This is a genomic window from Streptomyces sp. Je 1-369, assembly GCF_026810505.1.
GTDB lineage: Bacteria > Actinomycetota > Actinomycetes > Streptomycetales > Streptomycetaceae > Streptomyces.
This window is the reverse complement of the sequence record NZ_CP101750.1, coordinates 7,284,385-7,310,657: the sequence shown is the minus strand read 5'-3', so window position 1 is coordinate 7,310,657 and position 26,273 is coordinate 7,284,385. Positions and strand designations below refer to the sequence as shown.

Below are 26,273 nucleotides of genomic sequence, written 5' to 3'. Positions count from 1 at the left end.
CCAGTGGGGGTCGCCTCCATCTGCGCGCTCAGGGTCCCGGCTCAACTGGTTTTATGGCTAAGCCGGTTCAGCTGAACGACAGGTTGTCGAGGTAGGACTGCACGTTGCGGCGCGTCTCGGGAACGCTGTCGCCCCCGAACTTCTCCGCGACCGCGTCCGCAAGCACCAGCGCCACCATCGCCTCCGCGACGATGCCCGCCGCCGGAACAGCACACACGTCCGAACGCTGGTGATGCGCCTTGGCCGCCTCACCCGTCACCACATCGATCGTCGCCAACGCCCGCGGCACCGTCGCGATCGGCTTCATCGCCGCCCGCACCCGCAACAGCTCACCCGTGGTCAACCCACCCTCCGTACCACCGGAGCGGCCCGAAGTGCGACGGATACCATCCTCGGTGGTGACGATCTCATCGTGCGCCTTCGAACCCGGCACCCGCGCCAGATCAAAGCCGTCACCCACCTCGACACCCTTGATCGCCTGAATGCCCATGAGCGCGGCCGCCAGACGCGCGTCCAGACGCCGGTCCCAGTGCACATGCGAACCCAGCCCCACCGGCACCCCGTACGCAAGCACCTCGACGACACCACCCAGGGTGTCACCGTCCTTATGAGCCTGGTCGATCTCCGCGACCATCGCCTTCGACGCATCCGCGTCCAGACAGCGCACCGGGTCCGCGTCCAGCCTCTCCACATCCGCCGGAGTCGGGTACACCCCGTACGGCGCCTTGGCCGCCGCCAGCTCCGTCACATGCGAGACGATCTCGATCCCGGCCGTCTCCTTCAGGAACGACCGCGCCACCGCACCCAGCGCCACCCGCGCCGCGGTCTCCCGCGCCGACGCCCGCTCCAGGACCGGACGCGCCTCCTCGAAGCCGTACTTCTGCATCCCCGCCAGATCCGCGTGCCCCGGGCGCGGCCGCGTCAGCGGAGCATTACGGGCGAGATCGGCCAGTACCTCCGGATCCACCGGATCGGCCGACATCACCTGCTCCCACTTGGGCCACTCCGTATTGCCCACCATCACCGCGATCGGCGAGCCCATGCTCAGCCCGTGCCGGACCCCGCCCAGGAACGTGACCTCATCACGCTCGAACTTCATCCGCGCACCCCGGCCATAGCCGAGCCGTCGTCGCGCCAGATGATCCGCCACCATCTCCGTCGTCACCGGAACGCCGGCGGGAAGACCCTCCAACGTCGCGACAAGCGCGGGTCCGTGCGACTCCCCCGCGGTCAGCCAACGCAACCTGCTCAACGGTGCTCCTCTGTGGTGCGGTCGGTGCGTGGGGCGCTGTCGGTACTCAGACCCCGTCTTGGAACAGGCGGCGTATCTCGTCGTGGAATTCGGGGAACGTCTTGGCCACACAGTCCGGGTCGTCCAGCGAGATCGTGTCCGGTACGGCGAGGCCGAGGACCGAGAACGACATCGCGATCCGGTGGTCGCGGTGACAGGCGATGCGGGTGGGGCGCGGCACTCCGGGGTGGATGGTGAGCCGGTCCGGTCCTTCGGCGGTTTCGATGCCGCAGGCCCGGAGGTTCTCCGCCATGGCGGCGACGCGGTCGGACTCCTTGAGCCGGGCATGGGCGACGCCGGTGATGGTGATGGGCGCGTCGGCGAGCGGTGCGATGGCCGCGAGGGTCATGAAGGTGTCGGAGATCTCGCCCATGTCGACGGTGAAGCCGCCGCGCAGCGTGCCGTCGCCGGTCACGGTGGTGGCGGTCGGGCCGATGTGGACGTCGGCGCCGGTCCGCCGCAGGACGTCGACGAAGCGCAGGTCACCCTGGAGGCTTTCGGTGCCGAGGCCGGGCACGGTGACGGTGCGTCCGGTGACGGCCGCGGCGGCGAAGACGTACGACGCGGACGACGCGTCGGGTTCGACCACGATGTCGGTGGCGTCGTAGGGCCGCGGTGCGACATCGATGGTGCCGTCCGTGCTCTCGTCGACGTGGGCTCCGAAGCGTCGCATCAGGGCGAGGGTCATGTCGATGTAGGGGCGGCTGACGAGGCTGCCGGTGCGGATCCGCAGGCCGCGGCGCATCAGGGGGGCCGCCATGAGGAGACCGCTGAGGTACTGGCTGCTCAGGGAGGAGTCCACGGAGAGGTCGCCGCCCTCGATTCCCTGGGCGCGGATCAGCAGGGGAAGCCCGTTGCCGGGGCCCGGTTCGAGGTCGGCGCCCAGGGCGCGGAGCGCTTCGATGAGGGGGCGCTGCGGACGGGCGCGCAGTTGCGACGAGCCGTCGAAGAGGAAGCTGCCGTGTCCGGTGGCGGCGAAGGGGGGCAGGAAGCGGGCCGCGGTTCCCGCGTCGGCGCACCAGGGGCGGGCGGATCCTGTGGGGCCGCGTCCGGTGCCGGTGACCTTCCAGAGGGTGTCCCCCGGGCCTGTCTGTACGGGGATGCCGCACACGCCGAGTGCCTCGCGGAAGGCGACCGTGTCCTCGCTCACGAGCGGCGCGCGGACGGTGCTCGTGCCGTCGGCCGCGGCGGCAAGGAGCAGCAGGCGGTTGGTCAGACTCTTGGATCCCGGTATGCGGGCGGCCAGGCCGGTGCCGGGCTCCTTTTCCGTGATCACGCGGGTGCCTCCTGCGGCGCGGCGACGAAAAGTGTGGGGTGAAGAGTGCGGGGTGGAGTGTGGGGTGAAGTTCGGGGTGCTGCAAGGCCGGGGAGCTCGCTTGGGGGAAGTGGAGCTCCCCGGCCCGTTCGGGGGTGACCGTCGGTGGCGGCCGTCAGGTCCGGGGACCCTTCACCATTCGAGCAGCGCGAGCCCCGCGGCCATGCCGCCGCCGAAGCCGGCCATCAGGATCAGGTCGCCGGGGGCGAAGGCGCCCTCGCGGGCGGCCTTGTCCAGCGTGATCGGGATGGAGGCCGCGCCGGTGTTGCCGTAGTGCTCCAGCGTCAGGTGCGTGGTGGCACGGGACAGGGACAGGTCCTCGATCACCGTGTCGAGCATGACGCCGTTGGCCTGGTGCGGCACGAAGTGCGCGATGTCGTCGGGCACCACCCCCGCCTCGTGCAGGAACTGCTTGGTGAGTTGCGGCAGTTGTTCCAGCACGAAGCGGCGCACCTCGCGTCCGTCCATCGCGAAGTACTGGAGTCCCGCGTCGAGGACGGCCTGGTCGGGGGGTTGCCTGCTGCCGCCTGCGGGGACGCGGATCAGGTCCGCGAGCTCGCCGAAGGTGTGCAGCGCGACGTGCCGCACCCGCGCCCCGGTGCCGCCGGTGCCCGCGCCGAGGACCATCGCCCCCGCGCCGTCGCCGAACAGCACGACCGTCTTGCGGTCGGCGGGGTTCAGGATCCGCGAGTACACGTCGGCGCCGATCACCAGGGCGTGGCCGCCCCGCCGTGCCAGCATGCCCTCGACCACGGAGAGCGCGTACATGCTGCCCGAGCAGACCGCGTTGACGTCGAAGGAGGCCGCGCCGAGCGCGCCCAGCTTCTGCTGCACGTACACCGCGGTCGGCGGCTGGGGCCGGTCCGGGGTGGACGTGGCCACCACGATCACGGACAGCTGGGCCGCGGTGATGCCCGCCGACTCCAGGGCGGCCCGTGCGGCCTTGACCGCCAGGTCCGAGGTGGCCTCGTCCGGTGCGGCCCACCGCCGTTCCCGGATCGCGGTCTTGCGTACGATCCACTCGCCCTCGACCCCGGCCGGGGCCCCGACCTCGTCGTTGGAGACGATGCGGTCCGGCACGTAGTGGCCGGTGCCGAGAACGGCGATGTCGGTCGCCATGTCCGTCATGCGCCTACCGCCGTTCGTAGATGCGCTTGTGGCCGCGCAGGGCGGCGAGACGGAACTGCCCGCCGGTCTGCACCGGTGTGGGGTAGTCCCCGCCGTCGGTCGGGAAGGACCGCTCGTGCAGTTCCTTGTAGCCCGCGTAGTCGAGCTCCGTGCGGCGCGCGATGGCCTTCTGGTGCTCGGCGGTGCGCAGCCGGTCGCGATAGCCGGGGACGACCTGGCCCGCGAAGAACTCCGCGACGCTGCCCGAGCCGTAGCTGAGGAAGCCGATGGAGCGGCCGGTCAGGTCGTCGGCCTGGTCGAGCAGCGCGGCGAGGCCCAGGTACACGGACGCCGTGTAGCTGTTGCCGATGACCCGGTTGTACGCCGTGGTCCGGCCGAGCCCCTGCTCGATGACGTCCTTGTCGGTGTCGTACCCGCAGTAGTTGAGCAGGTGGCGGTGGGCCTTGTACGCCATCTTGGTGAAGGGCTGGTGGTAGCAGAACGCGGCGAACTCGTCGAGGGAGTGCCCGCCCTGCTCCGTGTAGTCCTTCCAGCAGCCTTCGACGGCCTGGAGGTAGGCGGAGATCGACTCCTGCCCGTCGACGAGCGCGGCGTCCCGGTAGTTGGGCCGCCAGAAGTCCATGACGTCCGCGGTGAACAGCCCGGAAGGGCCGTCGAACCTGATGAGCTGCGGGTCCGCGCCGACCAGCATGGCGACGGCGGCCGCGCCCTGCGTGGCCTCGCCGGGGCTGTCCAGTTCGTACTTGGACACGTCACTGGCGATCACGAGGACCTGCTGCGAGGGGTCCCTCGCCACCAGGCCCAGCGCGAACTGGAGCCCGGCGGTCGCCCCGTAACAGGCCTGCTTCAGCTCGACCACGCGCGCCGCCGAGGGCAGCCCGAGCAGCGAATGGACGTACACACCGCCGGACTTGGCCTGGTCGATGGACGACTCCGTGGCGAAGACGACCGTGCGGATGCGCTCGCTGCCGTGCCGCTCGACGATCGGGGCGGCCGCGGCGGCGGCCAGCGTGACGATGTCCTCGTCGGCCGCCGGCACGCTCATCGACTCCTGGCCGATGCCGATGTGGTACTTGCCGATCTCCGTGCCGTTGTACTCGGCGAGCGCCGTGTGCGGCAGCACGAACTCGGTCGTCGCGAACGACAGATCGTGGATTCCTATGCCTGAGTCACTGGCCATGCCCTACACACCGACCTTTTCCTGGTTGCCGCGCTCCAACTGGACATGTGCACGCATCAGTTCGCCGGGGTTCGTCTGCGCGGCGAGGAGCGAGAGCTCTCCGCACAGCACCGTCGCCGCCCCGATCACCGCGAGGCGGCGGGCGTTCTCGCCCGGCTCGCGGTCGGCCCGGCAGCCGAGCCGGGCGAGGTTCGTCTCCACGAACTCGAGGCCCTTGCCGTTGCCGACCGTGCCGACGATCAGGTTCGGCAGGGTGCAGGCGAAGTAGAGGTCGCCGTCGCGGTCCTCGGCCATGGTGACGCCCTGCGAGCCCTCGACGATGTTGGCCGCGTCCTGGCCGGTGGCGAGGTAGAAGCCGAGGAGCATGTTGGCGTAGTGGGCGTTCGCCGAGCGGATGCCGCCGGCGAGCAGGGTGCCGAGCATGTTCTTGCGGATGTTCAGCTGGACGACCTTCGCGGCCGTCGTGTGCAGCACATCGGTGACGATGTCACGCGGGATCAGGAGCTCCGTGACCACGTTCTTGCCGCGGCCGAGGATGCCGTTGATCGCGGTGGCCTTCTTGTCCGTGCAGTAGTTGCCGGAGATCGACCCGTAGGAGATGCCGGGGATGGTCTCGAGCAGGTGCTTCAGGAGCGCGTCGGACGCGAGCGTCGCCATGTTGTGGCCGGAGGCGTCGCCGGTGGTGAACTCGAAGCGGATGAAGAGCAGGTTGGCGTTGATCTCGTGCCGGATGTTGATGAGCTGGGCGTACCTGCTGCAGCCGCGCACCACTTCTCGCAGCTCGTCGATGCGCGCGTCGATGGCCCGCGCGGCGACGTAGGCGGTCTGCGCGTCCGTCGCCTCGACGAGCACCGAGCGGGTCATCCGCTCGTCGACGAGCGTGGCGACGATGCCTTCCTTGACGAGCCTGGACACCTTGGCGCCGCGGCCCACGGAGGGCCACAGCGGCGTCTCGTAGGTGGCGAGGGGGACCTGGGTCTCGGTGGTGGCGACGTTCCCGGAGATGCGCAGGGGGCCGACCCACCGCATCGGGACGCCGGCTATCGCATGGGTCTCGGTCATCGGGTGCTCCCCGTCAGCTGGTGGGCGGCCTCGACGGAACGGGAACGCTGCGCGAACTGTCCCGTGTCGATGCCTCGGTCGGCGCAGAAGTCACGGAGTTCACCGCGGATGAGCACGTCGCAGCGCGTCAGGTCGGCGGGGGTGCGCGCGCCGAGCATGGTCTGCAGGGCGGCGAGCTGGTCGAGCCACGTCGAGATCTGCGCGATCAGCGCGGAGACGCCCTCGTCCTTCAGGGTGCGCAGGAATCCGCCGGACGCGCCGACGCCGGACGCGCCGAGCGCCAGCGCGCGGGCGACGTCGAGCGCGTTGCGCACGCCGCCGGAGGCGAGGACGGGGATGCCGACGTCCTGCGTGTCCAGGAGGCAGGCCGCGGTGGACTGTCCCCAGCCGTGCATGAACGCGTACTCGCCGAGCTCGCGCCGGCCGTTCTCGATGCGGGCGAAGTCCGTGCCGCCGCGGCCGCCGAGGTCGGCGACCTGGACGCCGAGGCTCTCGATGAGCAGGACGGTCTCACGGCTGAGGCCGTTGCCGACCTCCTTGACGATGACGGGGACCTCGACGGCCGCCGCGATCTTCTCGATCTGCGGGACCCAGGAGGAGAACGACCGGTCGCCCTCGGGCATCGGTGTTTCCTGCGCGGTGTTGATGTGGATCTGCAGGGCGTTGGCCTGTACGAGGTCGATGGCGCGCTGCACCTTGTCGACCGAGGCCGTCGCGTTGACGTTGGCGAGGACGAACCCGTCGGGGTTCTCCTTGCGCAGCACGCTGAACGTGTCGGCGCACGACGGGTCCTTGAAGTACGCGCTCATGGACCCGGAGGCGACGGCGACGCCGGTCTCGCGGGCGGCGATGGCCAGGTCGCGGTTGATGATGCCGGTGCTGACGCTGCCGCCGGTCATCGCGTTGATGTAGAGGGGCACCGGCCAGGAGATGCCGGCGAAGGTCGTGGCCAGGGACACGTCGGGCCGGTCGATGCCGGCCAGGGCGTGGTGGACGAACGACACCTCGTCGAACTGGTTGTGTCCGCTGTGCTGACGCGCGTGCTCGACAGCGAGCCGGACGTGGTCGTCCTTGCGTTGAGAGATCATTCTGTGTTCCCTTCCATGGCGGGACGGATCGGCAAGGGCCGCACGCCCGCCGTGGTCCACCGTTTCCGTACGTGAGCGATGTCCTGTGCCGCTTCGGCGTTCAGCAGCGCGATGCCGCAGTCGCCGCCGCCCGCCCCGGAGGGCTTGGCGGCGCCGCCGACGGCTTCGGCGGCCTCGCACAGTGCGGTCAGCCGTGGCGTGTAGATTCCGAGCCCGACCTCGTCGTCGAGGCGGGCCAGCTCGTTCCGGGCGCGCCGGATCTGCCGCAGCAGGCCCTCGCGGTCGCCGCCCTCCAGTGCGTCGACCGAGGCCCGCACGAAGTCGTTGCTGGTCTCCACGAACTTCTGGTGCGATGCGCTGCCCCGCCACGTCCGCCGGTCGAGGCCGGAGACGAGGGACGGGGTGGAGGCCGGTGTCCCGGTCCAGCCGACTTCCAGTGCGAGGCCCGTGGGCCGCGGCAGTGCGCGTATTTCGTGGCCGGGCCAGGGCACGCGCAGGGCCTCCTCGATGCCCGCCCTGCCGGCCAGGTCGAGGACGGCGGCCCGGTCGGGCGCCCGGTAGGTGATCCAGCCGCCCCAGGTGCCCGCGGCCAGGTCGCCGCCGGAGGCCTTGGGCTCCAAGCCCGCCGTGGCGAGCATCGCGAGGCGGTAGCGGGCGTCGCGCGTCAGGTGGAGGCCGCAGTGGGCCGCCATGGCGGCGACGGTCGCCACGACGACCGCGCCGCTCGACCCGAATCCGAACTTGGTGCCGTTGTCGTGCAGTTCGCTGCTGACCGAGACGTCGAGCGCGGGTGCGGGCAGTCCTCGTTCGGCGAGCAGCCGGCCGACGGTCTCGATCGCCGCGGCCACGTGGGCGAAGCTGTCGTGGAGCAGCTGTTCGTCCCGCGGTCGCGTCCCGCCGAGCCTGCCGTCCCGCCAGCGGCAGTGCGCCGTGTGCGGGGTGAGGTCGGAGGAGAGGACAACGACCGGGTCACCAGGGTCGGACACGGTGACGGTGACGTACCGGTCGACGGCGATCAGGATCGCCGGGTTGCCGGGATCCACCACCGCGTACTCACCGGCGACGAACAGTTTGCCCGGCGCGCGCCGGACGACCGTCGGCCGTCCGGTCACCGTCCGTCCCCGCTGAGCAGCCGGGCGCCCGGGCCGGGGCGGGCGATGTGGATGGCGCCGCCTTGCGCCGCACCGCGCACGACACCGGCCACCCGGTCGGCGTCCGCGTTGCGGCAGAGCACCTTCACGTTGGGCCCGGCGTCCATGGTGGCGTAGGCGAGGACGCCGTCCTTCCTGAGCCGCAGCACGCTGTCGAGGACGGTGAGCGAGGCGGGCGACATGTAGCGCACGGCGGGACGGGCCGCCAGCATCGTGGCGTGCATGCCCAGTGCGTTGCGCTCCGCGATCTCGCCGACCTCTTCGAGGTCGCCGCGGCCGAGTGCCTTGCGCATGTCGGTCAGGTCGTCCTTGCTGGAGACGGCCCAGGGTTCGAAGAGCGGTGAGGTGTCGACGGTCCTGCGCATGGCCGCCCTGCTGGACACGTCCTTGGGTCCGGCGTTGACGACGGCGACGACGAGGGCGGGGTCGAGCGGCCCGGTGGGGACCGGCTCGGCGTACGAGCTGAGGTCCGCCTCCTCCTCGGTGGCGTCGTGGCGTCCGGCGTGCCAGACCACGAAGTCCCCGAAGAGGGAGCGGGACGCCGACCCGGATCCGCGCCGGGCCAGGCGGGACAGGGCGGTGGCGTCGAGGTCGAGGCCGTAGGCGGCGGCCGCGGCGACGGCGAGGGCGGCGAAGCCGCTGGCGGAGGAGGCGAGGCCCGCCCCGGTGGGGACGGTGTTCTCGGTGTCCACGACGGCGCGGTCGGCGATTCCGGCCCGCTCGCGGACCAGGTCGAGGAAGGTGACAATGCGCCGCTGGGCCTCACCCTGTGCGGGGGCGCCGCCGAGCGTCACTTCGTCGTGATCCGCTCCGGGGCTCCGTCGCACGCGGGTGGTGGTCGGGAAGATGTCCAGGGTCATCGAGAGGCTGTCGGTGCGCGGCAGGATGAGCCGCTCGTCGCGCTTGCCCCAGTATTTGATCAGTGCGATGTTCGGGTGCGCGACGGCGGTCGCGCTGCCCGTCGTGCCCGTCGGTGCGGTCCGCACCGCCGTGGCCTGTCGTTCAGCGACCATGGCCGGCAAACCCCCTCAACGGTACGACCCATGTCTGTTCGGCGCCTGCTTCGTGCAGCCGCCGGGTGACCGCGCTCGCCTGCTCGGACTGGGTCAGTGCGAGCACGCAGCCGCCCATGCCGCCGCCGGTGATCTTGGCGCCGAGGCTGCCCGCGGAGAGCGCCCCTTCGACCAGGGCGTCGATGCGGTCGGTGCTCAATCCGGAGGCGCGGAGCAGTTCGTGATACTCCGACATGCGGGTGCCGAGCTCCTCGGGCTTTCCGTCGGCGAGTGCGTGCCGGCCCTCTTCGGTGAGGTCCGTGGCACGGCGTACGAAGCTCTCCTGCGCACCCGCGTGGCGCTGGAAGCCTTCGCGGAGCATGCTGACCGCGTCCTTGGTCCTGCCCACCTCGCCACTGTCGGCGATGATGAACAACTCCTCGCATCCGATGGGCAGTTCCTCGGAACGGCCCTGCTGGAACAGCAGGGGCCCCGGTGCGCCCACGGCGGTGGCGTCGACGCCGCTCGCGCGGCCGTGCGCCACGTTCTCGGCGGTCTGCACGAGGTCGAACGCCGTCTGCGGCGTGACCTCGCGGTCGAAGAGGTCGGCGAGCGCGAAGACCACGGCGCGTGCGCAGGCCGCGCTGGAGCCGAGGCCGCGGCCCGGCGGGATCGCGCAGTCCAGGATCACGTCGAGGTGCACGTCGTCGGAGACGTTCATGGTCTTCCGGAACTCGGCACTGAGTCTCCGGAGCCAGTCGGAGGCCTGGGTGGCCACCGGCCGGGAGGCAGAACCGGTCATTGTCAGCGACACGTCGCCGGCGTCACCCGGTGACTGCGCGGACCAGCCGGCGCTCGCCGTGACCGCGAGCTGGGGCACCGGGAGCGCGAGGGCGGGAGCCCCGTAAACGACCGCGTGCTCCCCCAGCAAAATGGTCTTCGCGTGGGCGCGACCGATTCCGACGGAGCGAGCGCGACGGATTTCTGACACCCCTTCCGCTGAGCTCGGTGTCGTCAACGCACTCGGCTCCCTTTGTGTTTTCCGCATGGAGATCGCATCATCCAGATTTCTAGGAATGAATGAGCCGTTCCAGAGAAAAGGGCTTGCCGGGAGGGGTGGAACGCCCTCCCGGCAAGCCCTTGAACTTCGGACCCGACAGGCAACCCGTGGTCAGGAGTCGGAACGCAGCAGCTTCTCCACGCGCTTCTGCCACTGGTAGTACGAAGCGATCTTGTGGTACTCGCCCTTGGGCGTCGCCGCGATGCCGTAGATGTAGTTGCGGCCCGTGGTGTCGTACGGGGCATCCTTGATGAGGCGCTCGAAGGTCGCGGCGAACGAGATCGGGAGGCCGAGCGGCTCCGGCGTCATGACCGAGTACGTGAACCGGTTGATGGCCGGGGAGTCCCAGCTGAGGGTCACGTAGATGACGAACGAGCGCTCGCAGAACCGCAGGAGCTCCTCGCTCGGCTCGGAGAGGCCGAGCTCGCCGAGGATCGCCCTGACACCCTTCTCCTCGAAGACCTCGGCCGGCACGCGGTCGCCGACGCCGCCGCCGAAGTACAGGTTCATCGTGCGCTTCTGGTAGTCGATGCCGACGGTACTGACCATCTCGTCGAGACCCCACTTCTTGAAGAAGTCGAGGTTGGCGGCCACACCGGCCGGGATCGACGGGAGCGCGACGAGGTCGGAAACCTTGATGAGGTTCTCCGCGCTGGGGAAGGACCAGGTCTTCGTGAAGCCCCCCGCGACTCCGAAGTCGACGCCGCAGCTGGTGATGGGGGTGTTCGCGTGGACCTCCTTCAGGAGGCTGCCGACCGCGTGGTCCGTCTCTGGGATGAGGCCGTGTTCCAGGGCGCGGGCATATGGGTCGAAGCCCTTCGGCAGCATCGTGAATCGGGCGTCGAGGTCGTCCGCGCTACTGCCGGTCGAGGCGCGGAACGAGATGACGGACTGCCCGACGACGTCCTCGTAGGCGTTGAGGATGGGCCAGACCTTGTCACGCGAGGCGGTGACGTCCACCAGCTGAGCCGTCTTGTCGATGATCGAGTACAGCTCTTCCAGATTGGCGAACTCTGACATTTTTCCTCCACTGGGACCTTGGCGTCTGTTTCGAACAAGAGCGCATCAAACAGTTCGGCTTAAGATCGTCAATCAGGGCATGCGTGATGACCCGCGACAGGGCAGGCATGCATGGAATGCGAAGGGGTATCGGTACTGAACCGAGCAGAGACTCGGTCTCGCCTGTACCAACCGGCGGCCACGGCGCTCAACCCACGGCCTCGCGGCGGTTTTTGGGCAGAGTCGGCGTGCGGAAATAGTGACACGGGCGGCGCCTTCGAGCCAAGGGAACGCCGAAGTGACCCGGGTCACATCACGTGAAGTCGCGTCGACGCACGGGAAGTTGATAAAGGCGAGGACCGGTCACCCGGCCCCCGCCCCTGTATCCGCCCGCGAGCAGCGGCACTCACACGTACTGGCAGATCCCCCGCTCCAGGAACGACCCGTGCCCGGCACGCCCGGCGTACGTGCGGTTGTCGATCACCGGAACGCCCCGGGACAGCACCGTCTCCACGCGTCCCGTCACCTGCTTGCCCTCGTAGGCCGAATAGTCCACGTTCATGTGGTGGGTCCGCGCCGACATGATCTGTGCGGCGTGCGGGTCGTAGATGACGATGTCGGCGTCGGCGCCCGGCGCGATCGTGCCCTTCTTCGGGTAGAGGCCGAACATCCTGGCCGGTGTGGCGCACGCGACCTCGATCCAGCGACGACGGCTGATGTGCCCGTCGACGACGGCCTGGTGCAGCAGGTCCATGCGGTTCTCGACGCCCGGCATGCCGTTCGGGATCTTCGAGAAGTCCTCGCGGCCCATCTCCTTCTGCCCCTTGAAGCAGAAGGGGCAGTGGTCCGTGGAGACCACCTGGAGGTCGTTCGTGCGCAGCCCGCGCCACAGGACCGCCTGGTGCTCCTTGGGGCGCAGCGGGGTCGAGCAGACGTACTTCGCGCCCTCGAAGTCCGGCTCCGCGAGGTTGTCGGTGGACAGGAAGAGGTACTGCGGGCACGTCTCGCCGAAGACCGGCAGTCCGTCGTCGCGTGCCCGGGTCAGCTCGGCGACGGCCTCCCGCGCCGACACGTGCACCACGTACAGCGGGGCGCCCGCCACCTGGCTGAGCCGGATGACCCGGTGCGTCGCCTCGGCCTCCAGGAGCGCCTTGCGGACCTCTCCGTGGTAGCGCGGATCCCGTTCACCGCGTGCGAGGGCCTGCTCCACCAGGACGTCGATGGCGAGGCCGTTCTCCGCGTGCGCCATCACGAGGCCGCCGTTCGCGCCCGCGCGCTGCATCGCCCGGAGGATCTGGCCGTCGTCTGAGAAGAAGACGCCCGGGTAGGCGGTGAACAGCTTGAACGAGGTGACCCCGGAGGAGACGAGGGTGTCCATCTCCTTGAGCGAGGACTCGTTCACGTCGGACATGATCATGTGGAAGCCGTAGTCGACCGCGCACCGCCCGGCCGCCTTCTCGTGCCACGTGTCTAGGCCCTCCGCGAGCGTGCCGCCCTTGGGCTGGATCGCGAAGTCGATGATGGTCGTCGTGCCGCCCCAGGCGGCGGCGCGGGTGCCTGTCTCGAAGGTGTCGGCGGCGAGGGTGCCGCCGAACGGCATCTCCATGTGCGTGTGGGCGTCGACGCCGCCCGGGATGACGTACTTCCCGGACGCGTCGATCACGTGGTCGGCCGTCCAGCCGTGGCTGTCGCGGGTGGCGAGCGCGGCGACGCGGCCGTCCTCCACCAGGACGTCGACGGGCAGTTCGTCGGAGGCCGTGATGACCAGGCCGCCGGTGATCAGAGTGCGGGTACTCATGTGGTGCGCTCCCTTTCCTGCGGTCCTGTACGGCGACCGGGACGGCCGCACCGTACGTGAACTAGGCGCTGCGCAGGGCCTGTTCCAGGATCGACGCGCCCTCCTCCGCCTCCGCGACGGTCAGCGAGAGCGGCGGGGCCACGCGCAACACGCTGGTGTCGTGTCCGCCGCCCTTGCCGATGAGCAGTCCGCCCTCGCGGGCCGCTTCGAGCACGGCCGCGGCAGCCTGCGGGTTGGGCCGGCCGGTGTCGGGCTCGACCAGCTCGATGCCGATCATCAGGCCGCGCCCGCGCACCTCGCGCACGACGGGCAGCTGGGCGCAGATCGCGCGCAACCGCTCGATGAGGAGCCCGCCGACGCGCCGCGCGTTGCCCTGGAGGTCGTGCTCCAGGAGGTACGCGAGGTTGGCGAGGCCGGCCGCCATGGTGACCGGTGAACCGCCGAACGTCGAGATGGAGTTGGCGTCGAGGGAGTTCATGACGTCGGCGCGGGCCACGACGCCGCCGACCGACATGCCGTTGCCGATGCCCTTGGCGAAGGTGAGGATGTCCGGCGGCCCGTTCTCGGCGTGGGCCTGCCAGCCCCAGAAGTGGTCGCCCGTGCGGCCCCAGCCCGTCTGCACCTCGTCGGCGATCCACAGGATGCCGTGCTCGTCCAGGACCTCCTTGAACGCGGCGTAAAGGCCGTCGGGCGGCGAGGTGAAGCCGCCGACGCCCTGGACCGGCTCGGCGATGAGCGCGGCCACTCCCCCGCGGCCCTGCCCGAGCATGTCCCGCAGGTCGGCGACGCAGGCCGCGGTGAACTCGGCGTCGCTCAGTGCCGCGTACGGGCCGCGGCTGCGGACGCCCCCGTGGACGTACAGCGTCTGGAGCGGCGAGAGGCTGGTCGGCGACCACGACTGGTTGCCGGTGATGCCGACAGTGGTGAAGGAACGGCCGTGGTAGCTGTTGCGCATCGCCAGGATCTGGTTGGAGCGGCGGTGCGCGGTGGCGAGGAGCAGGGCCGCGTCGTTGGCCTCGGTGCCCGAGGTGGTGAAGAAGACGCGGGCGTCGGGGATGCCGGACAACGCCGCGACCCGCTCGGCGAGTTCGACCATCGGGCGGTTGAGGTAGAGCGTCGAGGAGTGGATGATCCGTCCGGCCTGTTCGCTCACCGCCTTGGTGACCTCGGGCAGGGCGTGGGCTGTCATGGTGGTGAGGATGCCGCCGAAGAAGTCGAGGTACTTCCTGCCGTCGGCGCCCCAGACGTGGCGTCCCTCGCCGTGGGTGAGCTCCATGGGCCGCTCGTAGTAGAGCGCGAGCCAGTCGGGCAGCACGGCCCGGTGGCGGTCGTACAGATCGGTCACGGCTGCACCAGCCCTTCGTAGGCGTCGGGACGGCGGTCGCGGTAGAACGCCCACTGCTGGCGTACTTCCTCGATGAGGCCGAAGTCGAGGTCCCTGACGACGAGTTCCTCGGATTTGTCGCTCGCGGGTTCGCCGACGAACTGGCCTCGTGGGTCGACGAAGTACGAGGTTCCGTAGAAGTCGTTGTCGCCGTACTCCTCCTGGCCGACGCGGTTGATCGCGGCGATGTAGTACTCGTTGGCGACGGCGGCCGCGGGCTGTTCGAGCTGCCAGAGGTGGGCGGAGAGGCCGCGGGAGGTGGCGGAGGGGTTGTAGACGAGCTGGGCGCCGTTCAGGCCCAACTGGCGCCACCCCTCGGGGAAGTGGCGGTCGTAGCAGATGTAGACGCCGACCTTGCCGACGGCGGTGTCGAAGACGGGCCAGCCGAGGTTCCCCGGCTTGAAGTAGTACTTCTCCCAGAACCCCTTGACCTGGGGGATGTGGTGCTTGCGGTACTTGCCCAGGTAGCTGCCGTCGGCGTCGATGACGGCGGCGGTGTTGAAGTAGAAGCCGGACTGCTCGACCTCGAAGACGGGGACGACGATGACCATGCCGGTCTCGCGCGCGAGTTCCTTCATGCGGGTGACGGTGGGGCCGTCGGGTACGGGCTCGGCCCAGCGGTAGTGCTCGGCCTCCTGGACCTGGCAGAAGTAGGGGGCGTTGAAGACCTCTTGGAAGCCGATCACCTTCGCGCCCTGCCGGGCCGCCTCGCGGGCGTGTTCCTCATGCTTCGCGATCATGGATTCGGTGTCGCCTGTCCAGGTCGCCTGGACCAGTGCGGCGCGTACGACGTTGACCATGAGCTGCTCCTTCGTATGCCCTTGAGAGGACGTCAGAGAGCCTCTACGCACGTAGACCTGCTGCGTGGATCAGGAAAACGTAAGCCTCCCCCGAGGGGCTGAGCAAGACCATCGCCGTCAACCGGTGGAGACGATCATGTTTCGCACCCGTGCGGGCGACAGCCGCTCCCGGCCGGGCCACGTACCGGACCCGGTCAGGCGCTGAATCCGGCCACGCGCAGGGCGTGCACCAGATCCCAGTGGTGCTCCTCGGAGACCCCCCGCGCCGTCTCCAGGAGCAGGGGTATGAGCCGGTGCGGGTTGGTGTGCGCGCAGCGGGCCACGTCCTCGGGGGTGCGGACGCGCAGGTAGGAGTCGAGGAGGGCGCGGGCCTCGCGCTCCCGGCCCGCGTCGAGCAGCGCGACGATCGACTCGGCGATCTCCGGCGCGGGGCGCGCGACGCCCTGCCGCAGCAGCTTCCTGCAGTCGTCGGCGCGGCCGGATCCCGCAAGCGCGTCCGCCAGGGCGACGAGCCGGTCCGGCGGCAGCGACGCGGCCTCCCACAGCAGCGTCGCCCAGTCGGCGGAGAGGCCCGCGCGGTGCAGTTCGACGGCGAACTCGGGCAGCCGGTCCGCGGGCCAGCCCGCGGCCTCCACGAGCACGCCGTGCGCCTCGCCGCTGCGGCCCTCGCCGCGCAGCTTGATGAGCTCTCGCACGGCGTCGGACACGGGCTCGGGACGGGACTCGGGCTCCGCTCTGTAAAGGGCCTCCGCTCCGTAAAGGGCCGCCGCGCCGTAAAGGGCCTCCGCGGCGGGCGCGGGGTCCTGGCGGGGTACGTGCGGTCCGTCGTCCGGGAACGAGCCGGGGAACGACTCCGGGTGCGGGTCCGGGCCCTCGGAGGGTGACACGGCCGGAAACACCCCGAACCCGTCGCTCGACGGCGCCGTGCCCAGGTCGACCCACGACGGGCGCTCCGCGTCGGCGAGGCGGTCCATCCGCTCCTGGATCTCGGCGCAGCGCGCCGTCGCGCGGTCGTGGTCGTCGCGCACCCAGGCGAGGTCCAGGTTGATGCGTTCGATGTCGTCGGGGTCGGCCGCCGCGCCCAGTTGCCGCGTCAGGTCCGCCTGCCGTTCCAGGGCGATCCGCTGCTCCGTGAGCATCATGTCGAGCCGGTCGCTGAGCAGCTCGCGGCCGCCGGGCCGGGCGTCGTACGCGGCGACGGATGCCCGGTGCAGCGCGCGTGCCGTGTCGGTCTCGCGCTCGGCCTCCGGGATGCCGCGGTCGGCCGCGAGGTCGTGGAGCAGCGCCTGCACCACGTCCCAGGGCGGCACCTCCGCGCCTTCCAGACAGGCCCGCATGCCGTCCGGGTCGCGCTGCCAGAACACGCCGCACCAGCCCGCCGACTGGTCGAGCCGTCCCAACAGCTCACTCAGGTATCTCGCGAACTCCCTGACCTGAACCGGGAGTTGTCCCACTGCCATCTGACCAGCACCGTCCCGTGAAGCCTGGAGTCTTCCGCCCGGAAGATAACACCAGACGTGTTACGGGACGACTACATGCAGTTTTGCACCGGCCTCACTCAGGCCACCACCAGCTCGCACCGGCGCACCAGCTCGTCAAGCGAGAGCCCCAGCGCGGATGCCAGTGCCGCCACGGTGAACAGCGCGGGCGTCGGCGCGCGCCCCGTCTCGATCTTCCGCAGCGTCTCCGCGGAGAGACCCGCCTCCGCGGCGACCGAGACCATGCTCCGCTCCGCGCGGGCCTCACGGAGAAGCATCCCGAGACGCTCGCCGCGCTCGCGCTCTTCCGGGGTCAAAGGAGTCCGAACCATGCCCCCACCCTACCCTGAACCCCATTTGTATACCGGCATTAAAATACCGGTAAAGTAATTGGCGTAAAAGAACTCGAGCGGCGCCGTCTCACTTCTCGGGCCGCACCACCATCGCCGAGCCGCCGCCCCGGCGGACCTTCTCCGCCGCCGCGAGCCACTTGCCGTCCGGCAGCCGCTGCACGCCCGTGGCCGCGCCGATCTCCGGGTTCTGCTTGAAGGAGTGCCCGAGCGCCTCCAGCGAGCCCCTCAACGGGCTGTTCCAGAGGCCCGGTTCGAGCTCGGTCTGCGCGGCGTTGCGCTGGCTCGCGCGCGGCGCGGCGATCGCGTCGACCAGCGGGAGGCCGCGGTCGACGAAGCCCGTCAGGGTCTGCAGGACGGTCGTGACGATGGTCGCGCCGCCGGGCGAGCCGAGGGCCACCACGGGCTTGCCGTGCTTCAGCACGATCGTCGGGGCGATCGAGGAGCGCGGCCGCTTGCCGGGGCCGGGCAGGTTCGGGTCGTGCACCGCGGGGTCGGCGGGCGCGAACGAGAAGTCGGTGAGTTCGTTGTTGAGCAGGAAGCCGCGGCCCGGGACGGTGATGCCGCTGCCGCCCGTCGACTCGATGGTGAGGGTGTACGCCACGACGTTGCCCCACTTGTCGGCGGCCGTGAGATGCGTGGTGTTCTCGCCCTCGTACGTCGTCGGGGCCGCCTCGTCTCCCTTCCCGCACGCCTCCGGGTGGCGCGGGTCGCCGGGCGCGAGCGGGCTCTTGAGTACGGCGTCGTCCTTGATCAGGCACTCCCGCGAGTCGGCGAACCGCTGCGAGAGGAGTTCCTTCGTCGGTACGTCCTCGAAGGCGGGGTCGCCCACCCAGCGCCCGCGGTCGGCGAACGCGATGCGGCTGGCCTCGATGTAACGGTGCAGGTACTCGGCCTTCGAGGCCTTGGACAGGTCGGTGCGCTCCAGGATGTTGAGCGCCTCGCCGACGGTCGTGCCGCCGGAGGAGGAGGGCGCCATGGAGTACACGTCGAGCCCGCGGTACGAGGTCTTCGTGGGCGCCTGGCGCTTGACCGCGTACGCCTTCATGTCCTTGAGGGAGAGGTCGCCGGGCCGCACCTCGCGGTCCGCCGACGGGTCGACCGGCGGCTTGTTCACCGTCCGTACGAAGTCCTTGGCGAGGTCGCCCCGGTACAGCGTCCCGACGCCCTTGCGGCCGAGCTCACGGTAGGTGCGCGCCAGGTCGGAGTTCTTGAACGTCGAGCCGACCACGGGCAGCTTGCCGCCGGGCAGGAAGAGCTTCGCCGTGTCGGGGAAGTCCCTGAACCGCTTCTCATTGGACTCGGTCTGCGAGCGGAAGGTCGGATCGACGGTGAACCCGTCGCGCGCGAGCCGTTCGGCGGGCTTCAGCAGGGTGCCGAGGCTTCTGCTGCCCCAGGCGTCGAGCGCCGACTGCCAGGTGGCGGGCGTGCCGGGGGTGCCGACGCCGAGGCCGCTGGTGACGGCCTGGTCGAAGGGGATCGGCTTGCCGTTCTCCAGGAAGAGGCCGGAGTCGGCGGTGCGCGGGGCGGTCTCGCGGCCGTCGATGGTGCTGACCTTGTGGGTCTTCGCGTCGTAGTGGACGAAGTATCCGCCGCCGCCGACGCCTGCCGAGTACGGCTCGGTGACGCCGAGCGCGGCGGCGGTGGCGACGGCCGCGTCCACGGCGTTGCCGCCCTTCCTGAGGGCCTCGATACCGGCCGCCGAGGCGTCGGGGTCGACGCTGGCGACGGCACCGCCGTGGCCGACGGCGACCGGCGCCTTCTCCGGTGCGGCCGGTTCCGCCGAGCGCGTGGGCGAAGCCGGTTCCGCCGAGCGCGTAGGCGAAGCCGGTTCCGCCGAGCGCGTAGGCGAAGGGGGCGCGGCCGCACCCACCGACACCAATACCCCTCCGACCGCCAATAGCGTCAGATTCCGTACGACAGCGCGACGCATTCGTACCTCCAGTCAACAAGCGTCTGCGCAGCGTAACTTCGCGGTGCCCGTCACGTCAGGACCTCCTCGAACACGGGTCCGGCGGCCCGCTAGCATGCGCCCCCATGACTGAAGACGTGCGCAACCTCGTCCTCGGCCTGATCGCGGTCGGCATCAGTGCCGTCCTTGGCTGGCTCGCCCGCGGCTACCTGTGGAAGCGCAGGCTCCGCCGCAAGCAGGCCTTCTTCGGGCTGCCCCACAACTCCGAGTCGCTGCTCGTGGTGAACCGTGACGCGGGCGGCCCCGAGCTGACCGTGGTGCGCCAGGACGTGTTCGCGCTCATCGAGCTGTCCGCCGTGATCAAGGAGTGCGGAGGGCACGCCCAGGTCGTCGCGCACGACGCGGCCCAGCAGGGCTTCGGCGAGCGCACCGAGTTCTGCGTGGGCAACCCGGTGGCGAACCGCCGGATGGCCGCGCACATGCACTCCCTGCTGCCCGGCGTCCGCGTGAACTCGGAACCGGATCCGGTGCCCGACCGCGGGGCCTTCCAGATCGGCAGTGAGCGCTACCGCCTGGAGGCCGGTCTCACCGAGTACGTGATCCTCGCCCGCCTCACCGCCGACCAGGGCCAGGAGGCGAGACCCGTCTTCCTCTTCTGCGGCCAGCGCGCGGTCACCAGCCAGGCGGCCACCCGCTATCTGGCCCGCCACCACGAGAAGCTCGCCCGCAAGCACGGCAACAACTCCTTCGTCCTGCTCCTGAAGGTCGTCAACTCACAGGCGTACGGTCCCGACGTCGTCGAGCTCGTCGCGGACGTGACACGCGCCGCCCAGACCCCGCTCCCCACGCCGTCGGCCCGTACCTCCCATCGCGCCAAGTGACTCCGCGCTCACCCTGCGCCGACACGTTCGGGGCTCTTCTGTGACCTAGCAGGCAATTTCCGCACATCGGGCAACCTGAAGGCACCTTCAGGACTCTCTCCGTGCAGTTCCACATTCGCACGGAGGTACGTTCCTTGACCCCCCAGAGCTCCACGAGCCGCCGACGCCCGCTTCGCACCCGCCACGCGGCAGCCGCGGGCCTTGCGGTGCTCACCGCCGCCCTGACCGCCTGCTCGGGCGGCGGCGACTCGTCCTCCGCCGAGGCCGCCGAGAAGCCGCAGATCAAGGTGAACCTCTCCGGCAAGCAGGCCGAGGCGGGCAAGCCCGTCAAGGTCAGCCTCGCCGACGGCAAGCTGAAGAAGGTCACGGTCGCCGACGACAAGGGCGCCGCGCTGCCCGGCGAGGTGTCGGCGAACGGCACCACCTGGACGTCGGAGCGCAAGGCGGCGCCCGGCACCACGTACGAGGTGGAGGCGACCACCGCCGAGGGCGGCAGCGCGAAGTCGTCCTTCAGGACGGCCGCGCCCGAGAAGGTCAACAAGGTGACCCTCGCCCCGGGCAAGAGCACCACGGTCGGCATCGCCCAGCCCCTGTCGATCACCTTCGACAACCCGGTGCGCAACAAGGCCGAGGTCGAGAAGCACCTGAAGGTGACGACCTCTGACGACACCGAGGGCTCCTGGGGCTGGATCAAGAACTACGACGGCAAGGACCGCGTCGACTGGCGGCCCAAGGAGTACTGGAAGTCCGGCACGAAGGTGAAGCTCGACGCCCAGCTCAACGGCATCGACTCGGGCGGCGACGACTGGTTCGTACGTGACTACGCGACGAACTTCACCATCGGCAGGAGCCAGGTCGTCAAGGTGAACCTGGACAGCAAGACGGCGTCGCTCACGCGCGACGGCAAGACCGTGAAGACGCTGCCGATGTCGGCCGGCACGCCCGGCGGCGACAAGGCGTCCTGGGGCGGCACCTCCGTCCTGATGTCGAAGGAGGGCACGATCAACATGCGCTCCGAGACGGTCGGCCTCGGCGACTCCTACGACAAGATGGTCGACTACTCGATGCGCCTGACCTGGTCGGGCATGTACGCGCACGCGGCCCCCTGGAACGCCTCGTACTTCGGCAACACCAACCACAGCTCGGGCTGTGTCGGCATGAGCGACGGCAACGCGGGCTGGCTCTACGGCCAGGCCCAGATAGGCGACCCCTTCGAGGTCACCGGCAGCGGCTCGAAGGGCAACCCGGACCCGGGCAACGGCTACGGCGAGTGGAACATCTCCTGGTCGGACTGGCAGGCGAAGAGCGCGCTGAAGTAACCGTGCACGCTTCAACGATCGTTACCGGGGCGTAACTTACCGACGGGTTACCCCCGGTAAAGGTTCGCGGTTACCGTCGGGTCACTTTGCACTTTCAACGAGTGAGGAAGTGATCCGTGAGAGCTCCGCACCCCCACCGCGCCCTGCGCACGACCACCGTCGGCGCCGTCTCCGCGACCCTCGTCGCCGGCGCCGCCCTCGGTCTCGCCCCCGCGGCGCAGGCGGCACCGGCCGCCGCGCCGCGAGCCGCGGGTTCCGCCGCCCCGTCCGACGCCGACGTCCGCTTCGTCGACATTCCCGGCGACGGCGGCACGGTCCTCAAGGCCAACGTCTTCACCCCCGAGGGCGCGAAGGCGGGCACGAAGTATCCGTCCATCGTGCTGCCCACCAGCTGGGCCATGCCCCAGATCGAGTACGTCGCCCAGGCCCAGAAGCTCGCGAACTCCGGCTACGTCGTGGTCAGTTACAACTCGCGCGGCTTCTGGCAGTCCGGCGGCGAGATCGAGACCGCGGGCCCCAAGGACATCGCGGACGCCTCCAAGGTCATCGACTGGACCCTGGCGAACACCCCCGCCGACCCGGAGAAGGTCGGCATGGCGGGCGTCTCCTACGGCGCGGGCATCAGCCTGCTCGCCGCCGGGCACGACAAGCGGGTCAAGGCCGTCGCCGCCATGAGCGGCTGGGCCGACCTCATCGACTCGATCTACAGCGGACGCACCCAGCACGCGCAGGCCGCCGCGCTGCTCGGCGGCGCGGGCGCGCTCACGGGCCGCCCGAGCGCGGAGCTCCAGCAGACCCTCAAGGACTTCCTCGGGTCCAACCTGGACAAGGAGGACGAGATGATCGCCTGGGGCGCGAAGCGCTCCCCCGTGACGCATCTCGACCGGATCAACAAGAACGGCGCGGCCATCATGCTCGGCAACGCCTGGGGCGACACGCTCTTCCCGCCCAACCAGTACGCGAAGTTCTACGAGCGCCTGACGGGCCCCAAGCGTCTGGAGTTCCGCCCCGGCGACCACGCGACGGCGGAGGCGACCGGCCTCCTCGGCCTGCCCAACGACACCTGGACCTCCACCCAGCGGTGGTTCGACCACTACCTCAAGGGCGCGGACAACGGCATCGACAAGGAGCAGCCGGTCCAGCTCAAGTCGCGGTCGACGGGCGGCTACGAGGGCTACCCGGACTGGAAGTCGGTCGGCCCCACCCGCAAGAAGATCGACATGGCGGGCTCCACCACCATCCGTACGAACGTCGACTCGGGCGCCAACGGCGGCATCGCCATCCTGTCCAACGCCCTCGACCAGTTCCTGAAGATCCCGCCGACGGCCTCGGTGCCGCTGCTCCCGCGCCGCTACACGGGCGTCTGGCAGTCGGAGAGGTACACGTCCGCCCAGCGGGTGCGCGGGACCGCGAAGCTGCACACGACGCTCTCCAGCACCAAGGAGAGCGGCACCCTCGTCGCGTACCTCTACGACGTGGGCCCGCTCGGCCTCGGCAAGCTGGTCAGCAACGCGCCGTACACCTTCCACGGCAAGACGCCCGGCAAGCCGTTCGGCGTGGACCTGGAGCTGTTCTCCACGGCCTACGACGTTCCGGCAGGGCACAGGCTCGCCCTGGTCGTCGACACGGTCGACCCGCTCTACATCGAGCACAACCCGTCCGGCGCGCAGCTGACCTTCTCCTCACCGGCGGCGGACCCGTCGTACGTGTCCGTTCCCCTGCGCGAGCAGTGATCCCCGGCTGCTGCCGGGTTGGGCGTTGGCCCTGTTGGCTACTGCGTACCTGGCAGCAGCGTCCCTGGTTCCGCCGGGGCCACGTCCGCGGCCTCGGTCTTGGGACTGCGCCGCTGCCGCTTCGACACCCACTGGGCGAACCACGACAGCAACATGCACATCCCGATGTAGATCGGTGAGATCACCATGACAACGGGGATGAAGGGCAAATCGTAGTCGAGGTTCGACGCGATGAGCTTCCCGGCATGGAGGAACTCCTCGTAGGTGATCAGATATCCGAGCGAGGTGTCCTTCAGGGCCACCACCAACTGGCTGATGATGGCGGGCAACATGGCCCGCACGGCCTGCGGTACGAGGACGTGTCCCATGACCTGTGTCTTGCGCATTCCGAGCGCGTAGGCCGCCTCCCGCTGCCCCCTCTCGACGGAGTTGACGCCGGATCGGAAGACCTCGGCGAGTACGGAGCCGTTGTAGAGCGTGAGTCCGGCGACCAGCGCGGGCAGTGGCTGGACCTTCAGCGCCACGAAGACGAAGAAGATCATCACGAGCACCGGCATGGCGCGGAAGAACTCCACGACGAGCGTGGCGAGCCAGCGAATGGGGCGGTGGTCGGAGAGCCGCCCCATCGCGAGCAGTCCGCCGAGCACGAGCGCGAGGACCGCGGAGATGGCGAAGGCCTTGAGCGTGTTGCCGAGGCCCCGCAGAAGCAGTTCCTGGATGCCCTTGTACTCGAAGGGCGTCCACTTCGTGGCCGTGAACTGGTCGGTGTCGAACAGCAGGTACAGGATCCACCCGATGAGCGCCAGCACGATCAAGGTGGAGATGACGCCGTACAGCTTGTGCCGGCGCACGGTCTTCGGGCCCGGGATGTCGTAGAGGGCGGTCGAATCGTGGGAGAGGGCTTTCATCGGGCGACTCCCCAGCGCTTTTCGAGGACATTGAAGATCGCGCTGATGGCGAGGGTGATGATGAGGTAGCCGACGGCGATCCAGACGAAGGTCCAGATGATGTTGTAGCCCAGCTCGCTGAGCGTCTTGTACGAGCCGAGCAGTTCGGTGACGCTGAACGCGCCCGCGATCGCCGAGTTCTTGGCGAGCGCGATGAGGTTGGAGCCGACCGGCGCGATGACGGACCGGAAGGCCTGCGGCAGCACGACCATCGACAGGGTCTGGCCGAAGCTCATGCCGAGGCTCCTGGCCGCCTCGCCCTGCCCCTTGGGCACGGTGTTGATCCCCGACCTGAGCGCCTCGCAGATGAAGGCGGAGGTGTAGCAGCCGAGGGCGAGCACGGCGAACACCTTGAAGGGCAGTACGAGGCCGAAGCGCGGCAGTCCGAGCAGCACCGCGAAGAAGAGCAGCGTGAGCGGGGTGTTGCGCAGGACCGTGACCCACGCCGTGCCGAACGCCCGGAAGGACCCGACGGGCGCCACGCGGAACGACGCCATGACGAAGCCGAGGACGAGGGCCAGGAGCGAGGCGTAGACGGTGAGTTCGACGGTGCCGAGGAAACCCTTGCCGAACGTGGAGAAGTTGTCTGTCAGTACGTCCACGACGCCTCCTCAGCTCGCCGGGTAGCGGTCGATGGCGGGCGGCTTCGGCGCCGGGACCCCGGAGAGGCCGAGGGTGGCGTCGTAGGCCTTCTTCCAGTCGCCGTCCTTCTCGCGGGCGGCGAGGGCGTCGTCGACGGCGAACCGGAGGGCGTTGTCGCCGCGGGGCACCCCGATGCCGTACGGCTCCTCGGAGAACGGCTTGCCGACCACCTTGAGCTCGTCGGGCACCTTGGCCGCGTAGCCGATCAGGATCGCGTCGTCGGTGGTGACGGCGTCCACCTGATAGGTCAGCAGGTTGTCGACACAGATCGAGTACGTGTCGTAGGCGACGAGGGTGGCCTTCGGATGGTCCGCCTGGATGCGCTGGTACGGGGTGGATCCGGCGGCGGAGCAGACGCGTTTGCCCGCCAGGTCCCGCGGGCCCCTGATGTCCTCCTCGTCGCTGCGCACCAACAGGCCCTGGCCCGCCATGTAGTAGGGGCCGCCGAACCCGACGAGCTTCTTGCGGTTGTCGTTGATGGTGTAGGTGCCGACGTAGAAATCGATCTGCCCGTTCTGCAGGGCGGTCTCGCGGTTGGCCGACGCGATGGTCTTGTACTCGATCCTCTTGGGGTCGAGGCCTAGCGAGGCCGAGACCATCTTGGCGATCTCGATGTCGAAGCCCGAGTAGGCGCCGCTCGCCGGGTCCTTCTCGCCGAGGTAGGGCTGGTCCTCCTTGGCGCCGACCACGAAGCGGCCGCGGCGCTTCGCCTGCTTCCAGGTCCCCGACTCGGGCAGTTGGAAGCCGGTCGCCACCCGGTACTTCGGCAGTTCCTCGGCCGCGGGGCCCTTGGTGGGCGGGCTGCCTTCCTTGCCGCACGCGGCGGCGGCGCAGGCGGCGAGCACGAGCGCCGCGAGCAGGCGTGTCGTCCGCATGGAGTGTCTCTTCACGTCCCCTCCCCCGTCAGTGCTTGAGGATCTTGGAGAGGAAGTCCTTGGCGCGCTCGCTCTCCGGGCGGGTGAAGAAGTCCTCGGGGGTCCGGTCCTCGACGATGCGGCCGTCGGCCATGAAGACGACGCGGTTGGCCGCGGAGCGGGCGAAACCCATCTCGTGGGTGACGACGACCATGGTCATGCCCTCCCGCGCGAGCTGCTGCATGACTTCGAGGACCTCGTTGATCATCTCGGGGTCGAGGGCCGAGGTCGGCTCGTCGAAGAGGAGCGCCTTGGGGTCCATGGCGAGCGCGCGGGCGATGGCCACGCGCTGCTGCTGGCCGCCGGAGAGCTGCGCCGGGTACTTCTCGGCGTGCGCGGAGAGGCCCACGCGCTCCAGGAGTTCGCGGGAACGCTTCTCCGCCTCGTCCTTCTTGCGGCCCCGCACCTTGATCTGTGCGAGGGAGACGTTCTGGAGAACGGTCTTGTGCGCGAAGAGGTTGAAGGACTGGAAGACCATGCCGACCTCGGCACGGAGGGTCGCGAGCGCCTTCCCCTCGTCGGGCAGCGGCCGCCCGTCGAGTCTGATCTCGCCCGACTGAATGGTCTCGAGCCGGTTGATCGTCCGGCACAGCGTCGATTTGCCCGACCCCGAAGGGCCGATGACCACGACCACCTCCCCCTTGCCGACGGTGAGGTTGATGTCCTGGAGGACATGCAGCTCTCCGTAGTACTTGTTCACATCACGCAGCTCGATCAAAGGATCGACGGCCATGGCAAGACCTGCCCACTCTCAGCTGTGTTCGTCCGCGCAAACTATCCACGTGGAAACGGGACTTAATGGACGACACGCACTTATGGGCATTAACCGTATTTGAGGCAATTCGGGTT

At 69.7% G+C, this 26,273-nt stretch carries 23 protein-coding genes; 3 read left to right on the top strand and 20 right to left on the bottom strand.

What is annotated here, in order from left to right:
* Positions 1-67: 67 nt before the first annotated feature.
* The 16 genes from aroC to ggt form a co-directional block, all read right to left on the bottom strand.
* Positions 68-1,252, bottom strand: coding sequence for a chorismate synthase (gene aroC / locus NOO62_RS32735; protein ID WP_268774406.1), 1,185 nt, complete (start codon positions 1,250-1,252; stop codon positions 68-70).
* Between the two features lie 46 nt (positions 1,253-1,298).
* A complete protein-coding gene (aroA, locus tag NOO62_RS32730) occupies positions 1,299-2,567 on the bottom strand; it encodes a 3-phosphoshikimate 1-carboxyvinyltransferase (protein ID WP_268774405.1) in 1,269 nt (422 codons plus the stop codon).
* A 171-nt stretch (positions 2,568-2,738) separates the two neighbouring features.
* Complete coding sequence (locus tag NOO62_RS32725) at positions 2,739-3,734, bottom strand: 3-oxoacyl-ACP synthase III family protein (RefSeq protein ID WP_268774404.1); 996 nt, start codon at positions 3,732-3,734, stop codon at positions 2,739-2,741.
* 4 nt (positions 3,735-3,738) lie between these two features.
* Complete coding sequence (locus NOO62_RS32720) at positions 3,739-4,914, bottom strand: hydroxymethylglutaryl-CoA synthase (protein WP_268774403.1); 1,176 nt, start codon at positions 4,912-4,914, stop codon at positions 3,739-3,741.
* A 3-nt stretch (positions 4,915-4,917) separates the two neighbouring features.
* A complete protein-coding gene (locus NOO62_RS32715) occupies positions 4,918-5,976 on the bottom strand; it encodes a hydroxymethylglutaryl-CoA reductase (RefSeq protein WP_268774402.1) in 1,059 nt (352 codons plus the stop codon).
* The gene (fni, locus tag NOO62_RS32710) at positions 5,973-7,064 is read right to left on the bottom strand and encodes a type 2 isopentenyl-diphosphate Delta-isomerase (RefSeq protein ID WP_268774401.1); all 1,092 of its coding nucleotides are present in this window, start codon (positions 7,062-7,064) and stop codon (positions 5,973-5,975) included. The genes NOO62_RS32715 and fni overlap by 4 nt, the downstream gene beginning before the upstream one ends.
* Complete coding sequence (locus NOO62_RS32705; protein WP_268774400.1) at positions 7,061-8,176, bottom strand: phosphomevalonate kinase; 1,116 nt, start codon at positions 8,174-8,176, stop codon at positions 7,061-7,063. The genes fni and NOO62_RS32705 overlap by 4 nt, the downstream gene beginning before the upstream one ends.
* The gene (gene mvaD / locus NOO62_RS32700; RefSeq protein ID WP_268774398.1) at positions 8,173-9,228 is read right to left on the bottom strand and encodes a diphosphomevalonate decarboxylase; all 1,056 of its coding nucleotides are present in this window, start codon (positions 9,226-9,228) and stop codon (positions 8,173-8,175) included. Before mvaD ends, NOO62_RS32705 begins: the two co-directional genes overlap by 4 nt.
* Positions 9,218-10,255 carry a mevalonate kinase gene (gene mvk, locus NOO62_RS32695; RefSeq protein WP_268774397.1) on the bottom strand — a complete coding sequence of 346 codons (1,038 nt, stop codon included), beginning with the start codon at positions 10,253-10,255 and terminating at the stop codon, positions 9,218-9,220. The genes mvaD and mvk overlap by 11 nt, the downstream gene beginning before the upstream one ends.
* 123 nt (positions 10,256-10,378) lie before the next feature.
* Positions 10,379-11,287 (bottom strand): aromatic prenyltransferase, encoded by a 909-nt coding sequence (locus NOO62_RS32690; RefSeq protein ID WP_268774396.1) that lies wholly within the window; start codon positions 11,285-11,287, stop codon positions 10,379-10,381.
* A gap of 385 nt (positions 11,288-11,672) precedes the next feature.
* Positions 11,673-13,064: a dihydropyrimidinase gene (gene hydA, locus NOO62_RS32685; RefSeq protein ID WP_268774395.1), complete on the bottom strand. Its 1,392-nt coding sequence runs from the start codon at positions 13,062-13,064 to the stop codon at positions 11,673-11,675.
* 61 nt (positions 13,065-13,125) lie between these two features.
* Positions 13,126-14,409, bottom strand: coding sequence for an aspartate aminotransferase family protein (locus tag NOO62_RS32680; RefSeq protein WP_268774394.1), 1,284 nt, complete (start codon positions 14,407-14,409; stop codon positions 13,126-13,128).
* Positions 14,406-15,248: a nitrilase-related carbon-nitrogen hydrolase gene (locus tag NOO62_RS32675; RefSeq protein ID WP_268774393.1), complete on the bottom strand. Its 843-nt coding sequence runs from the start codon at positions 15,246-15,248 to the stop codon at positions 14,406-14,408. The genes NOO62_RS32680 and NOO62_RS32675 overlap by 4 nt, the downstream gene beginning before the upstream one ends.
* Positions 15,249-15,442: 194 nt before the next feature.
* The gene (locus NOO62_RS32670) at positions 15,443-16,708 is read right to left on the bottom strand and encodes a hypothetical protein (protein ID WP_268774392.1); all 1,266 of its coding nucleotides are present in this window, start codon (positions 16,706-16,708) and stop codon (positions 15,443-15,445) included.
* Positions 16,709-16,806: 98 nt separating this feature from the next.
* Positions 16,807-17,058: a helix-turn-helix domain-containing protein gene (locus NOO62_RS32665; RefSeq protein WP_268774391.1), complete on the bottom strand. Its 252-nt coding sequence runs from the start codon at positions 17,056-17,058 to the stop codon at positions 16,807-16,809.
* 88 nt (positions 17,059-17,146) lie between these two features.
* Complete coding sequence (gene ggt / locus NOO62_RS32660) at positions 17,147-19,009, bottom strand: gamma-glutamyltransferase (RefSeq protein WP_268774390.1); 1,863 nt, start codon at positions 19,007-19,009, stop codon at positions 17,147-17,149.
* 104 nt (positions 19,010-19,113) lie between these two features.
* Here ggt and NOO62_RS32655 point away from each other — a divergent pair, with 104 nt between their 5' ends.
* The 3 genes from NOO62_RS32655 to NOO62_RS32645 all read left to right on the top strand — a co-directional run bounded on the left by NOO62_RS32655 (position 19,114) and on the right by NOO62_RS32645 (position 22,921).
* Entirely contained in the window at positions 19,114-19,869 is a 756-nt protein-coding gene (locus NOO62_RS32655; protein ID WP_268774389.1) for a hypothetical protein, read from the top strand.
* A 134-nt stretch (positions 19,870-20,003) separates the two neighbouring features.
* Complete coding sequence (locus tag NOO62_RS32650; RefSeq protein WP_268774388.1) at positions 20,004-21,188, top strand: L,D-transpeptidase; 1,185 nt, start codon at positions 20,004-20,006, stop codon at positions 21,186-21,188.
* A gap of 116 nt (positions 21,189-21,304) precedes the next feature.
* Entirely contained in the window at positions 21,305-22,921 is a 1,617-nt protein-coding gene (locus NOO62_RS32645) for a CocE/NonD family hydrolase (protein ID WP_268774387.1), read from the top strand.
* Between the two features lie 38 nt (positions 22,922-22,959).
* Here the strand turns inward: NOO62_RS32645 and NOO62_RS32640 are convergent, their stop codons facing one another.
* The 4 genes from NOO62_RS32640 to NOO62_RS32625 are packed head-to-tail and all read right to left on the bottom strand — an operon-like array spanning position 22,960 to position 26,157.
* On the bottom strand, positions 22,960-23,829 hold the full coding sequence (locus NOO62_RS32640; protein ID WP_268774386.1) for an amino acid ABC transporter permease: 870 nt from the start codon (positions 23,827-23,829) through the stop codon (positions 22,960-22,962).
* Complete coding sequence (locus NOO62_RS32635; RefSeq protein WP_268774385.1) at positions 23,826-24,470, bottom strand: amino acid ABC transporter permease; 645 nt, start codon at positions 24,468-24,470, stop codon at positions 23,826-23,828. Before NOO62_RS32635 ends, NOO62_RS32640 begins: the two co-directional genes overlap by 4 nt.
* Before the next feature lie 9 nt (positions 24,471-24,479).
* A complete protein-coding gene (locus tag NOO62_RS32630) occupies positions 24,480-25,385 on the bottom strand; it encodes a glutamate ABC transporter substrate-binding protein (protein ID WP_268774384.1) in 906 nt (301 codons plus the stop codon).
* A gap of 28 nt (positions 25,386-25,413) precedes the next feature.
* On the bottom strand, positions 25,414-26,157 hold the full coding sequence (locus NOO62_RS32625) for an amino acid ABC transporter ATP-binding protein (protein ID WP_268774383.1): 744 nt from the start codon (positions 26,155-26,157) through the stop codon (positions 25,414-25,416).
* Positions 26,158-26,273: the final 116 nt, after the last annotated feature.

Excerpts from the sequence above, each read along its gene's own strand:
- hydA (WP_268774395.1), bottom strand. The coding sequence starts at position 13,064 with ATGAGTACCCGCACTCTGATCACCGGCGGCCTGGTCATCACGGCCTCC.
- NOO62_RS32720 (WP_268774403.1), bottom strand. The coding sequence starts at position 4,914 with ATGGCCAGTGACTCAGGCATAGGAATCCACGATCTGTCGTTCGCGACG.
- NOO62_RS32665 (WP_268774391.1), bottom strand. The coding sequence starts at position 17,058 with ATGGTTCGGACTCCTTTGACCCCGGAAGAGCGCGAGCGCGGCGAGCGT.
- NOO62_RS32630 (WP_268774384.1), bottom strand. The coding sequence starts at position 25,385 with ATGCGGACGACACGCCTGCTCGCGGCGCTCGTGCTCGCCGCCTGCGCC.
- NOO62_RS32625 (WP_268774383.1), bottom strand. The coding sequence starts at position 26,157 with ATGGCCGTCGATCCTTTGATCGAGCTGCGTGATGTGAACAAGTACTAC.
- NOO62_RS32675 (WP_268774393.1), bottom strand. The coding sequence starts at position 15,248 with ATGGTCAACGTCGTACGCGCCGCACTGGTCCAGGCGACCTGGACAGGC.
- mvaD (WP_268774398.1), bottom strand. The coding sequence starts at position 9,228 with ATGGTCGCTGAACGACAGGCCACGGCGGTGCGGACCGCACCGACGGGC.
- mvk (WP_268774397.1), bottom strand. The coding sequence starts at position 10,255 with ATGCGGAAAACACAAAGGGAGCCGAGTGCGTTGACGACACCGAGCTCA.
- NOO62_RS32725 (WP_268774404.1), bottom strand. The coding sequence starts at position 3,734 with ATGACGGACATGGCGACCGACATCGCCGTTCTCGGCACCGGCCACTAC.
- NOO62_RS32655 (WP_268774389.1), top strand. The coding sequence starts at position 19,114 with ATGACTGAAGACGTGCGCAACCTCGTCCTCGGCCTGATCGCGGTCGGC.
- ggt (WP_268774390.1), bottom strand. The coding sequence starts at position 19,009 with ATGCGTCGCGCTGTCGTACGGAATCTGACGCTATTGGCGGTCGGAGGG.
- NOO62_RS32640 (WP_268774386.1), bottom strand. The coding sequence starts at position 23,829 with ATGAAAGCCCTCTCCCACGATTCGACCGCCCTCTACGACATCCCGGGC.
- fni (WP_268774401.1), bottom strand. The coding sequence starts at position 7,064 with ATGATCTCTCAACGCAAGGACGACCACGTCCGGCTCGCTGTCGAGCAC.
- NOO62_RS32670 (WP_268774392.1), bottom strand. The coding sequence starts at position 16,708 with ATGGCAGTGGGACAACTCCCGGTTCAGGTCAGGGAGTTCGCGAGATAC.
- NOO62_RS32690 (WP_268774396.1), bottom strand. The coding sequence starts at position 11,287 with ATGTCAGAGTTCGCCAATCTGGAAGAGCTGTACTCGATCATCGACAAG.
- NOO62_RS32715 (WP_268774402.1), bottom strand. The coding sequence starts at position 5,976 with ATGACCGAGACCCATGCGATAGCCGGCGTCCCGATGCGGTGGGTCGGC.